At 65.1% G+C, this 12,697-nt stretch carries 6 protein-coding genes and 1 pseudogene; 4 read left to right on the forward strand and 3 right to left on the reverse strand.

Features of this window, described 5'->3' with window-relative positions; genetic code table 11:
- Positions 1 to 53 precede the first annotated feature (53 nt).
- Genes TSO5_RS11360 through TSO5_RS11370 form a run of 3 tightly spaced genes read right to left on the reverse strand, consistent with a single transcriptional unit; the run spans position 54 to position 3,433 of the window.
- Positions 54 to 1,607, reverse strand: coding sequence for a tubulin-like doman-containing protein (locus TSO5_RS11360; protein WP_109151691.1), 1,554 nt, complete (start codon positions 1,605 to 1,607; stop codon positions 54 to 56).
- Positions 1,604 to 2,119, reverse strand: coding sequence for a hypothetical protein (locus TSO5_RS11365; protein ID WP_109151692.1), 516 nt, complete (start codon positions 2,117 to 2,119; stop codon positions 1,604 to 1,606). Before TSO5_RS11365 ends, TSO5_RS11360 begins: the two co-directional genes overlap by 4 nt.
- Positions 2,120 to 2,131: 12 nt before the next feature.
- A complete protein-coding gene (locus TSO5_RS11370; protein ID WP_109151693.1) occupies positions 2,132 to 3,433 on the reverse strand; it encodes a hypothetical protein in 1,302 nt (433 codons plus the stop codon).
- A 549-nt stretch (positions 3,434 to 3,982) separates the two neighbouring features.
- On the opposite strand from TSO5_RS11370, the gene TSO5_RS11375 reads away from it, so the two are divergent.
- The 4 genes and pseudogenes from TSO5_RS11375 to TSO5_RS11395 form a co-directional block, all read left to right on the forward strand.
- Positions 3,983 to 7,360 (forward strand): tetratricopeptide repeat protein, encoded by a 3,378-nt coding sequence (locus tag TSO5_RS11375; RefSeq protein ID WP_109151694.1) that lies wholly within the window; start codon positions 3,983 to 3,985, stop codon positions 7,358 to 7,360.
- A complete protein-coding gene (locus TSO5_RS11380) occupies positions 7,357 to 9,504 on the forward strand; it encodes an SIR2 family protein (RefSeq protein WP_158282403.1) in 2,148 nt (715 codons plus the stop codon). The genes TSO5_RS11375 and TSO5_RS11380 overlap by 4 nt, the downstream gene beginning before the upstream one ends.
- A complete protein-coding gene (locus TSO5_RS11385; protein ID WP_158282404.1) occupies positions 9,501 to 12,218 on the forward strand; it encodes an ATP-binding protein in 2,718 nt (905 codons plus the stop codon). The genes TSO5_RS11380 and TSO5_RS11385 overlap by 4 nt, the downstream gene beginning before the upstream one ends.
- 341 nt (positions 12,219 to 12,559) lie before the next feature.
- Positions 12,560 to 12,697, forward strand: a pseudogene (locus TSO5_RS11395) (IS5/IS1182 family transposase); the annotation flags it as partial.

A 12,697-nucleotide genomic window follows, 5' to 3' on the forward strand; every position in this document is an offset into this window, starting at 1 on the left:
TCTCCTAGGGCAGATCCGGGCAGGCCAGCGGTCGGCGGAGCAACAAGGATGGATCAGGCGGAACGCCGCAGCGGCTTGCCGTTGGCCAGGGTGCATTGTTCGAACAGGGCCTCGACGAACGCGGAGAGCCCCTCGGCGCCGGGCTTCGGCCGGGCAGCGTTCAGGTTGTCGAGAATGGTCTCCAGCGATGTGCTGTCGGGGCCGGAGTCTGTGACCAGCGTGGGGAAGATGCGCTTGACCCGCTCGAACAGATCGTCGTGGAGGAGGAGCAGACCGTCGCCGTCCGGCGGGCCGTCGGCCCCGATGCTTCCATCGTTGAACAGGTTGACTGCAAGGCCGTCATGGCTGCTGCATCGCACGATGGTGACCATCCAGCGCAGGAAGGCACGGCAATAGCTGTCGAGCTTCGTGCGGGCGTTCTGGGCAGGATCGCCGTCCAACCCGGCGTTCGTCGCGGCCAACAGACGACGGTACCAAAGGTGCCGTTCGTACAGCCGGTGGTTCGGCCGTGCGAGAAGCGGGCCGTAGACTCCGCGGAAGGCGGCGGAAAAGCGCAGCATCCGTCCCAGAACCGTCTTGACCTCTCCGTCCATACCGGCGGCCGTTTCAACGCCGGGCAGGTCGTCCCAGGTCAACTCCGGAGATGCGTTCCTGGCGATGTGCAGGATCCTGGCGTCCCTGGTCGGGCCGTTCAGGAAAAAGCGGGCCGCCGCCAGTGCGCCGTACAATTCCGGAAGAAGGGGCGGATTGCACTGGCCCTTGCCGCCGGTACGCGACACGGGGAGGGAAAGAAGACGGGGCCAGCCGAGCATATAGAGGTTGTCGAACAGAGGCCCGTTGGGACCTGGCCTGGACAGCATGTCCCGGTAATGTTCGAGCGCGCCGCGCGCCTGATGGATGAAGGCGCCCGGATGGGCGTAGATCGGCCCGGCCGACTCCGGTTCGGCATAGGTGAAATAGGGAAGCGCCAGGGCGCCCGAAATCGATACCCGCGGAGAGTTCAGCGCTTCGCGCAGACGTCCCGCGATGACCGGAAAGCCCGAAGCGCCGGTGCCGCCGAATACCGATCCCACGATGAAGATCCGCACGTCGCGGTTCTGCTTCGCCTCGTGGATCGCGGCGAACACGTCCTGCCAGAAATCCTCTTCCGGCGCCACCCTGGCCCCGACGACGGCCGCGCCGACCGCCGGACGGGCGCGGAATCCGTGGGACAGATCCATGTCCTGTTCTTCGCGCAGGTAAAGGGCGTCAAACAGATACCGTCCGTCTTCCTCCATTGCCGAATGGTGGAAGAGGTCGCGCATCGAGGTGACCTCCGCCGGAACCTGCGACCAGCACGCTCCGGATCTCGCCGTCCTGATCTCGGTGCGGAAGAGCGGCGTTTCCTGCGAGACTTGACTGGTGCCGGGATTGCGCAACGCTGCGCGCGTAGCCTGGTACAGCTGCAACATCTCCTTCGTGCGCTCAAGATTCCCGTTGCTGGAATCCGGGTCGACGAAGCCTATCCACATATCCTCGGGGCCCAGGCCCGCAGCGCACAGGTGCAGCATGGCTTCCGCGCAACGGGCACCGGTGCCGCCGATGCCGATGAAGTAGCTTTTGGTCATGCTTGGCTCCGCGCGAACAGCCGGTTCCGGAAAAGCACGGACGGGCGCATGGTCGGCCGGGTCGCGAAGAAGGTTGCGGGATAATAGAAGACCAGGAAAGCCAGCAGTCCCAGCAGCACCACATGCACCGTGTAGCCGACCCTAAGCCCGTAGACGAAACGTCCGACCAACAGATAGTCCAGCACGATGGTCGCAAGGAAGAACAGCAGGGTATTGGCTGACCAAACCGGGGAAAGGGCCGGTACGTCCTTGGGATGATGCACCACCTTCATGGCCGCATAGACCAACCAGACCAGCGACCCCAGAATGGCAAGCCCTATGCTGGACACGAAGACGACGATGATGCCGAATTTCAGGTCTTCGGCAGCGAATTTCTGCGACCGTCCGCTGAATCGATCATCGAGGAGGCCCGAGAAAAGGTTCGGGTCCAACATGTTCAGCAGGGCCACGATGATGGCGCATGCCACCACTTGAATGAATACGGCCAACAAGGTTGGAATGAACTTCTTCATGTTTCCCTGCTGTCATTCCATGTTGTAGACGAGACGGAACGCATGAATGCGCTCCGATGAGTGCTGTTCCTTGGTGATCTGCACCATGAGGTCGCCGAGCGACTCGAGATTCAGCGTCGGGAACAGGATGGTCTCGCTGCCGGAAGCCTCGGCCTTCGCGGATGGCCGCTGAGCCTGCTGTTGTTTCTCCCGCTGTTCCTCCCGCTGCGCGACACGCTTGAGAAGGGCGGCTTCCTGGGTGCCGTTGTAGCTCCAGTCCTTTATCCACTGCCGTGCCTCCGGCGCGGCGTGGAGGGAGGTGAAGGTTACCGTCGTGTCCAGCACATACGTCACATTCGGACGGAAGCCGAAGGTGGCAGCCGGCTCCCGCAGGACGTTGAAGGACAGGCGGTCCGGCTGCACCTGCCCAAGTTCGACCAGTCCCGGGCGCTCGTCATCCTCGATCCAGCCGTTCTCGCAGCCATGCCGGCCCGTGGTGTAGAAATGGATGATGCTCTTCAAGGTCGCGCGTCCGACATCCGGCACCACGGCCTGTCCGGCGAACCACGCCGAATCGCCGTCCTGCCGCTCAAGCGCGATGCTGGCTCCTCCGCCCCGCCGACCGACCGCAATCTGGAATGGGGCCTCGGATGCCGCCGACTTGGCGAGCAGCGCCGCCTCCCTCGTTCCGGTGTTCAGTTCCAGGCGCGGCACCCAGCCGCTTGCGGGCAATGCGCGGGGGGAGAAGACGGTCGAATGATGCGGTCCCATGACCGGCGTTCCGAGCACCTCGGTCTGCAGCGTCGCATAGAGCGTCCGGACCTGCGCATCGCTCCCGATCAGAAGAATGTAGAAGGGCCGTTGCCCGTTGGTGAATTTGATCGATTCCCGCGTCGTGGCGAGGTCGTAGACCCGCCCTGAGAAAGGGGCCTGGATCCCGATGAGCGCGATGCTCAAGCCTTTGTGCAGGATGTCCGCCAGCGCCTGGCGCAGCGGGCTGTTCTCGCCGCCATGCACCTCGGCGGCACTGAGGAACAGGTCGGTCACGACCGCGGTGGTTACACCCGGCTGAGCGGCGGCCTGCTTGAGGACATCGTGCAGATGGGTCTCGCCGGGAGGGACCTGCTTGGTATTGGCTCCCGGCGCAGGCTTGCTGCTGTAGAAGGACACGTCGAGAATGTCGGCGGCCAGCCGATCCGAATAGTTCCGCCTCTCGATGCCGGCGGCGAAGCGGAAGACTTCGAACTCGCTGGCCGAGCGCCGCAGGCTTCCGATCATCGCATGGGCCACCTCCCGGTAGGGCGACGGGCCGGTGTTCCCGACGAAGCCCCGCATGGATCCGGACCCGTCGAGATACAGCCGCACCGGACCGGGACGCGGTGGCGCATCAATCGACGGTGTTGTCGGACGGTCCGGAGAAACAAGGGCCGGAGAAACAGGGGCCGGAGAAACAGGGGGAAGACAGGACGGACGGTCGTCTCCGCACGCCGATAAGAGCAGGGTCAGGGCGCCAAGCGCGGCGGATCGCGCTATGGCACACCACCGCACCGTCCGGCCCGGCACTGCGTCTCCGTCGTCGCTGAGCGAGTGCTCTCCCGTTGGCATTATGCTTCTATGCCTACCATAAACATTGCTTACGAAGGAATGACCAACCATTCTCTATGTAAAAGTGCACCGATCCCAATCCTCTATCAATACAAAATTTTCTTCTTTTTAGACATACATATGTATTCAATAACGTTACTCGATAAGGTTTTCGTGAAAATCATTAGAGCTATTTTATATGGCAAGGAAATTCTTTGTTAACCTCTTCATCATTATTCCGAGAGATTCCGCATACTCGCATGAGCGGTGCATCCGGGACCGTTCCATCGATGGCCCGGCATGCACCGCAAATGGGCGAACGAAGCTGAGGAGACTGGCGTGTCCAGCCGGAAAGCCCTTGTCGATGCAGCGGCGCTTGAGACGTGGGCGACGGGACACGTCGCTCTACCCGCGCTGCTTGAGCTGATCGTCCGTCTTTTGCAGTCGGAGGCGGCGCTGGACACCCTGCATCCCCAGGGCACCAAGCCGTCGTCCGGTCCGGGCTGGGACCTGGTGAGTACCGCCAGGGGTGGGTCGGACTGGGTTCCTGAAGGCGATAGCGTGTGGGCGCTCTCTACGGGCGTCTACAACTCGGACACGGCCGCCGCCAGTCTTGGAAACTTCCTGAAAGAGCCGGGCCACGTCTCTCCGAAACATGGCAGCTTCGTTTTCGTGACGCCGCGCCGTTGGCCCGGCAAGTGGAAATGGCTGGCCGACGCCCGTCATGCCGCCCAATGGAAGGGCATCCGCGTCTATGACGCGGATGACTTGGCCGCTTGGCTGGCGGAGGCTCCGGAGGCGACGCTCTGGTTCCTCGCGACCCAAATCGGCGATCCCGAAGCGCGTGAGGGCTGGATCGAGCCGGACATTCCCTGGAACCCCGACGCATTCCGGCCTGATAGCGGAGCGCTGGCCTGGCTCTCCTGGAACACGCGGATGAGCGATCTGGTCGGCCGTCAGGACGAAAAAGCCCAGCTCACCAGTTGGGCGGGACGGGAAGACGGCGTCCGTTTCCGTTTCCTGGTGGGTGAGGGCGGCATCGGCAAGACCCGGCTCGCGTATGAGGTGGCCGCACAACTCCGGTCGAAGGGATGGGCGGCCGGATTCGTACCCCTTGACGTGCCTCTTCCATTCGACGCCGGCCCCTTCGGTAGTTTCCTGATTCTCGACCGGCCGGAGGAAAACCGGGCAGCGACCCTGGAACGGCTGAGGGAAATTGCACGGCGGCCGAACATCCCCAGCCGCAATCTGTGCGTCCTGTTCATCAGCCGGCAGATCGATGACTGGGACAAGGTGATCGACGAGGCGGGCGCGACCCACCGCCGGGACCCTACGCTGATCCTGACGGAAAGGATCGAGCCGCGTGCGGTGTGGGAATTGTTCAGCACGGTCCTCAGCCGTGTGTCTCGCATGGTCGGCAGCGAGCCGAACACCCCGTCCCTTCCTCAGGTAAGCGACTGGCTGACGCGCGATCCCTTCAACCAGCGTGCGGTGGCTGTCGCAGCCGCGGCCGTGGCGGCGGCATTGCGGCCGGAGCCGGCCGCGCTCGAATTGTCTGGCGCGCAGGCGATCCTGTGGCTCGTCGAGCAGGAACGTATCCGGCTGATGGGCCTTTCGGTTACCTACGGGTTCGAGAAGCAGGCTCTGGAACGGCTGGCCGCGCTGTCGGCGATGCGCGGCGGATTGGACGCGGCGACGATCGAACGGTTGGCGTCTCCTACGCTACGCCTCGGCCTGGGAAGCACGGACAACGTGAAAGGGCGTCTGAAACGAGCGGGTGTCCTGTCGGGCGGCGTTCTTCCTCCACCCGGTCCCCGCATCATGGCCGCCGCCCTCGCCGCCCTCGTTCTGGCGGACTGCGACGCCGTCGTGACGGAATGGCTGTGGACGGTGTTCGACGGCGCCGAAACGGACACGTTCGCGCGGGTCGGCCAGCTGATCTGCGATTCGGAAATCGTTCTTGACCTGCACAAGGGGCACCTGGGCGACCTGCTGGCCGATATGGTGCGCGGCCATCCCGAGCGCGCCAGACGCTTCGCGGACCAACTGCTTCACAGCGTTCCAGCCGGGGTGACCGGTTTTTCGGCCACCGTCTGGAGCACCCTGGCCGCGCATGCGGAATCGGACGTGGACCGGGCGAGAAGCCTGCACAACCTGTCGATCGATCTGTTTGCCCAGAGCAAGGTCGCCGAAGCCCTGGCCGCCATCGGGGAAGCGGTGGCCATCCACCGTACACTCGCCCTGTCCGACCCCGACCGGTTCGAACCAGGGTTGCCGAACCGGTTGAACACCCTGTCCGTCTGCCTCGCCGCCACCGGCGACGATGCCGGAGCCCGTGAGGCTGCGCGCGAGGCGGTGGACATCCTCCGCCGGCTGGCAACGTTGAATCCTGCGGCGCCCCGATCGGAACTGGAGGTGGACCTGGCCTATGGATTGAACACGCTGTCCAACCGCCTCGCCGACTCCGGACAGACCGAGGAAGCCCTCACGGCGATCCACGAGGCCGTGGCCGTCCGGCGTCGTCTGGTCTCCTCGAACCCGGCGGAGCACGAGTCCGGCCTCGCCTTGAGCCTGTCCAACCTGTCCAGCCGTCTCCTGGCTTGCGGCAAGGGTGACGATGCGTTGGCCGCCGCATCGGAAGCGGTGGCCATCCGCCGCCGGCTTGCGGCAATGAACAAGGCCGCTTACGGAGCCGATCTGGCTTCCAGCCTGAACATCCTTTCGGACTGCCTTCTGGACCGGGAAGACACGAGCGCAGCCGCCACAGCCATGCATGAGGCGCTCGACATCCTGAAACCGTTGGCGGAGACGGCGCCCGCACGCTTCAAACCGACACTGGCGGCCGGACTGGACCGCCTGTCCAACTGTCTGGCCGCCATCGGAGACGGCAGCGGCGCACTGAAGGCCGCCTGGGAGGCGGTGGCACTCGGCCGCGACTTGGCGGCGTCCGATGAGGCACGTTTCGCCCCGCTGCTGGCCACCGCGCTGACCAATCTGGCCAAGCGGCTTTACGACGCCGGAGAGCCCGACCGGGCCATCGAGACAATCCGCAAAGCGCTGCCCCTTCATCAGCGGATGTTGGACAGGAATCCCGCGCGGTTCCAAGGGGAATGGTCTGCGGCGGTAACAACCTACGCCGGGTTTCTGGCCGAACGGAACAAGGTCGAGAAAGCCTTGATGGTGTTGGACAGGGCCATCCGGCGCATCCGACCTGCCCTTCGCGACGCCGCCAACTCCGCAGCACAGCAGATTCTCCACGAGTTTCAGAAGCTGCAGGAACGGCTGCGCCGCTCCGACCCGACCCAGGGTGGGCGCGTGCTGGGCGTGGAGGAGCTGCTCGAACTCGCCTTCTTCCTGGTACTGGACGGCTGGGCCACTCCGTCCTTCCTGGTGACGCCGACGCCAAGAGCCTATCTCCAGGCGTTGCAGGAGCGCCGCAAGGAAATGGGACCCGCTGCGCCGTCCGATCTGCTGGAGACGCTGCGGGCCGATCACGGTAAGGCGACGCCGGACCCGCTGTGGCAGGCATGGACGCTGGAAACCCAGATCGGCACCTTGCGAAAGATTCGGGCGGAGCTGTTCGGTGCCGACCGCATCCGTGCCGCCGACCGGACTGCGCGCACATCGGATGCCAGCACCTCTCTCGACCAGACTTTGCGCCAGAGGCCGGATCCATGAACGGCCTGTTCCGCCCGGACCGGCTGGTTCATTTCGCCAGCCAGCTCGCCTCCGGCAACTTGGTGTTCTTTATCGGCGCCGGTTTTTCGCGCGACAGCGAGAAAAACACCACCGACCGTCTGATGCGCCGCTTGGCCGCCCGGGTGATCGGCATATGCCGCACCCTCTCCACCGGTCCGCGAGGGAGGGAAGCGGACCAGCTCCTTGCCACCTTCAAGTCGGTTCATTCACTGAAGGAGATCGAGGAGGTCTCGGCCGACTTCGTCGGGGAGCTGGCACGCAACTACTATCCGGTCAACGACTGGTGCGTGTCGGCCTTGGCCGATCTCGCGGAGATCCTGTACGACATCGGTACACCCGCCCTGATGAGCGACATCGCCGCTGCGGAAGCAAGGCTATTAGAGGAGATCGGTACCCAACCTGGACAGCGGGGAAAAGATCCGCCGGCTGCCGACCCGGTGCCGCTGCGCGCCATCGATCTGAACGGGCTAAGAAAGCTGCTGGAAAATCCGCGCAAGGTCGCTGATGGCAAGATTACTGCCGGCAAGATCCTGTTCCTGGAAGCCATGGGCTTCTCCTGCCAGGAAATGATGAGCGGAGAGCTGTCGCTGGCTGGACGGAAGGCGGTTGCGCACTCTTTCCGGAACAGGCTACGGCGACGGCATCACGTGCTGGCCCGGTTGGCGCGTGAAGGGCTGTCGCCGATCCTGCTCACCACCAACTTCGACCTGCTGATCGAGGGGGCCTATCGGCTGGCGGGCTTCCAGGAATGGGGGGCGCCGAACGCCGCCGCCGCCGGAGACGACGAACCGCCGACACGCCACCCTTATTTCGCCCGGATCGCGATGGCGTCCCACTTCTTCGAAAAGCGGGACGGCGGGCGCGTGGCGTCGATCGTCAAGATCCACGGCTGCGCCGACGCGTTCCGGTCCGCAAGGGGATCGAACAACACGACGGAGCTGCCGGCGATGCTGCGCTCTATCGTCTTCACCTACCGTGAAGTCCAGAACTGGCGGCAGGATTCCTGGTCCCGCGACCTCGTCTACACGCTGCTGCGCACGCGCGCGGTGGCGTTCTGCGGTTACAGCACGGCCGATCCCGTCCTGCACGACACGGTCCGCAACACCTACGAGGAAATGGCCCAGCGGGCCAAGCCCACCTCCCCGGGCGCCCAGGGCGAGGAAGCCCCGGCCTTCTTCTTCGCGCCCGCAGGATCCAAGGAGTTCCATGGCCTGGAGGTGCTGCGGGCTGCCAGCCGGGCGATCGGCGTCGAGCATCCCAAGCTGATCGACCATCCCAATTATCTGAGCTTCAACGCTTCCAGCAGGCCGGAGCTTGCCGATCTCGACGAATCCTTCGCCTGGATTTTCCATGCGGTGTTCCGCCGCCGGCAAATCCAGGCGGTCCGGGCGGAGCTGGGCAGCGTCGTGTCGCTGCTGCTCGGGCACCCGGCCCCGTCGCGGCTGCTCAGGAAAGTGGAGGATGATCTGGAATGCCTCTGGGACGTGGAACAGGCCGCCGCGGCACAATGGCCCGCCCATCCCTCCGCCCGCAAGGCGTTCGCCGACACGGTCGCCTGGACCGAACATTTCCATCCTGCGCTGCTGCGCGACACGGCGATCACGCAGCGCATCGCTTGGCAGGGCCGGCCCCTCATCGCCTTCGACGACCTGCGGGACGGTCACTGGTACTATCCCGCAAACGAAAATTTCGGCTGGACCGCCTGGGGGGCCGTGATGGAGTTGGCGGTCCGGCACCTGGTCGCGGAACTGTCGGATATGCCCGATCAATGGGCGAAGCTCAGCCTGTCATCGGGCAACGCCCCGCCACGGCTCGCGCCGCTGACCAACGACACCATGCCGGCGCTGGCGGTCACGAGCGGAGCTGCCGGGCCGCTGCCGGTCCGTCTGGAACTGTCGCTCGGCCGCTTTCATCGGCCCGGCATACGGGCCTCCGCTTTTGCCCTGCCCGCGTCGACCGTACGCTGGTCGTCCGACGCCATAACGCTGCCTTGGATATCGGCCACCACCCAGGGACCGGCAGCCCGCGATCTGTGGAACTGGGCGGCCGGCACCGCCCGCCCCCTGACCAAGCGAGCGAAAAACCACAAGGACTGGATCGATTGTCTGAGGAATCCCCAATGACCGCGGGAGCGGAGACGCTCGACGACCGGATCGGCGCTTTGCAGGACGCCTTGAGGAAATTGGCCGGCATCAAGCCCGTCGCGGACTTGGCGGCGCTCCACAATCCGAATGGAAGGACGGGTGAACCTCCCCTCCCCGGCGCCCGGTCCCTTGCCAAGGCAATAGCCATCATCGACCACCATTTCGAGCTTGTCTGCGATCTGCTGATAATCGACGACCGTTTCGGGACGGTCGGAGTTGTCCATTTCCTGGATGGCATTGCCCACCAGCCGGCGGAGGACCCTACGGCCTGGTGCCGCCGCACCGTGGAGAATGCCGCCTACCTGCGGCATCTGGCCTTGACCAAGACACAGCAGGCGGGCCGTGGGCCGCGGCCACTGCCGCTCGCGGTCGACCTTGTGCTGGTTCTGCCTAGGGCCACCGAGGTGTCCGGCATCGGCGACGCGTTGCGGGACATTGCGCGGGAGAGCAATTTTCTGCACGGCATCGGTATCCACCTGCTGCCATGGGCGCCGGGTCCGCACACCGCCGCAGGCGAAGCGGCGCTGCGCAGGGCCTTTTGCTGGACTCTTCCGACGATCCGGCGCTGGTTTCCCCCGCCGGAAGGGCACGAACGGGAAGCACGCCCCTTCCGCGGCGCGGAGCTGGTCAACTGGCGCCTGCCTGGGACCCGCTCGCTCAACCTCCAGGAGGACGCGCGTGTCCACCTGGTGTATGGCGCGAACGGATCGGGCAAATCCTCGCTGGTGGAAGCCATCGAGTATCTGGCGACCGGGCGCATCGATCGCCTGGAACGTGTCGAGGATATCGCGCGCATCGTCGAGCACGCACCGGACGGAAAGGCCGCGCCCGCTTCGGCAAAGGTCCGATTCCTGGACGCGGGCACCGAACATGACACCCGACTGGGGCCACCGGTCACACCCGTCGGAATCCCGTCGGCGGGTGCCTTCCGGTTGAATCAGCCGATGATGGACCGGCTCGTCACCCTCAACGATGCCGATCGGATCAGCTATTTCATCAGCACCTTCTTTCCCGACTTCACCGCCGTGGCGCACAATTACGACTCCGCCGAGCAGGTGGCGCGTGAGGCGCGCGACGCGCTTCCGGAACGATTCCGCAAGGCCATGCCATTGGACCCGCGGCTGTTGCGCGAGGTCCTGTCGGAGCGATTGGCTTGGCGCGTCGGGCCGGACGTGAGTGTCGACGATCTGTGGACCCACTGTTTCGCGCTCTCTCGCGAGACCCTCCGCAGGCTTGTGCCGCTTGCCCCGCAGCTCGGCTCCATGCTGGCGATGTCGCCGTCGGAACGGTTGACGGCCGATCAGGTCGCCGGCTGGTTGGGCGAATATGACAGGATGCTCGGCCCCCTTTCCCGCGAAGTCGATACGATTGTCGCGAGGGTCGACGCTGCCCGGCGGGTCTTGGCCCTGCCTGAACTGGCGGCCTGGAAGCCTTCGTCCGGCACCTCCGACGAGGCCACCGCACAAACACTCAACGGCTGGCTGCGTTCGATCACCGCGGTCACGATCATGAGCCGGCACATGGACATCGTGCGCAGCCTGGACCGCGCGAAGCGCGCCAGCGAAAGGCCGTTGGACGACATCGTACCGTCTGCGCTTCTGCCCATGACCTCCGATCGGGCGCCGGACTATCTGCGAACAGCGGAATCCGAACTCCGCGAGCTGGTTCGGGAAGAGGAATCGGCCCGGCGCCGCATAACCGGCCTGGGACGGCGTTCACGTTGGGATGCCGCTGCCGAGGCTGTCCGTCCCACCCTGACCGAAGCACAGGTGCAGGCGTTGGACCAAATCAGCCACTTTCTCATGGGGACCAGGGAAGTCGCGGGGGCCAGGCTCGGACACGCGGTTTCGAGGGCAATCGTGGAAAACAGGACGACGCCGCTGGGCGGCACCACCATCGGCATCGATGGCTGGACCAGGGTCCTGGACGAGCAGCTTGAGGAATTGGAGACGACATTGGAGGCCTTGCGCTCCGTTCCCGTTGCCGAGCGTCTGCCAGGGCCGGTATGGGCCGCTTTCCAGAAGGCAAGCGAAACGCACGACAAGGCGAAACAGGCGGCGGATGCGCTCTCCCGCCATTTCCTCTCCGACATTCTCGGAGCCCCCGGGGGCTCGGCATCCGGCGATGCATCCGGACCACTCCTGACCGAGGCGATCGACGAGCTGATGACTCTGATGACGCCCGCGCGCTGGGCCTATCCGGCCATCGGCGTCGAGCGCGGGGAGGACGACAAGGGCCAGTCGGCGCTGCACATCCGTTTCGGCGATATGCGGAATGGCGAGCTTCGCCTGAACACCGCCGAACTCAACCTCCTTACCTTGTCCCTGTTCCTGCTCTGCGCCCCGAAGGCAGGCAATCCGCTCCATCTGCTGGTGCTGGACGATCCGCTGCAGAACATGGACGAGATGACGGTAACCGTGTTTTCGCGCGGGCTCGCGAAGATCGCCACTCTTCTTGGCGAGCCGTGGAGACTCATCCTCCTGCTGCATGGGGAAGACGATTTCGAGCGGATGCGCCAGGAATTGCCCGCGGCATCCTACCGGTTGCCCTGGCTTTCGCCGACTATGGACATTACTCGGAACGACCAGCGAATCATGCCGGACGAGGACCAGATCTGGACGCAGCATGGGCGACAATCGTTCGCCAGCCTGCAAGTCGATCCGCTGCAGCCTCCCGAACGGCCCGCCGCATAGGACCGGGACCAGCCGCGGACGGACCGCGCGGTCCAGGGCTGGGCAGGCCGACCGAGGCAAGGAGCGCCGGGGCGCGTGGCCCCGGCGGATCGCACCGTTCGGACCCTGCGTCACGGGTGCCGGTGGAAGCTGCCCGGGCCCTGGCCCGGCGGGACGATCCGCACCATCTGCATCATGCCCTGGTCCTCGTGATCCAGGATGTGGCAGTGCAGGACGACCAATGACCGAACCCCAGGTGGATTGCGGAGAGTGTTGATGCACGGAGGCGAGCCGGACCGGTTGGCGGGGGCGAACGCGCCGTGTAGAAGGGTGGCCCCGTTGCCCTGACTACCGCGCCCGCCATGCCCTTCAAGCACAACGCTGCCCGCCGCCACCGCATTCCCAAGATGCGATTTACGGTGACGAATTGGTCCTCGTATGAAGCGGGGCTGCGCCGGCGCGGCAGCCTGACCTTCTGGGTCGATGAGGACGCGATCGCC

The organism is Azospirillum sp. TSO5 (assembly GCF_003116065.1).
Taxonomy (GTDB): domain Bacteria; phylum Pseudomonadota; class Alphaproteobacteria; order Azospirillales; family Azospirillaceae; genus Azospirillum.

Bases quoted from the DNA above. Each gene is read 5' to 3' on its own strand.
- TSO5_RS11375 (WP_109151694.1), top strand. From the start codon at position 3,983: ATGCACCGCAAATGGGCGAACGAAGCTGAGGAGACTGGCGTGTCCAGC.
- TSO5_RS11360 (WP_109151691.1), bottom strand. From the start codon at position 1,607: ATGACCAAAAGCTACTTCATCGGCATCGGCGGCACCGGTGCCCGTTGC.
- TSO5_RS11380 (WP_158282403.1), top strand. From the start codon at position 7,357: ATGAACGGCCTGTTCCGCCCGGACCGGCTGGTTCATTTCGCCAGCCAG.
- TSO5_RS11370 (WP_109151693.1), bottom strand. From the start codon at position 3,433: ATGCGGGGCTTCGTCGGGAACACCGGCCCGTCGCCCTACCGGGAGGTG.
- TSO5_RS11385 (WP_158282404.1), top strand. From the start codon at position 9,501: ATGACCGCGGGAGCGGAGACGCTCGACGACCGGATCGGCGCTTTGCAG.
- TSO5_RS11365 (WP_109151692.1), bottom strand. From the start codon at position 2,119: ATGAAGAAGTTCATTCCAACCTTGTTGGCCGTATTCATTCAAGTGGTG.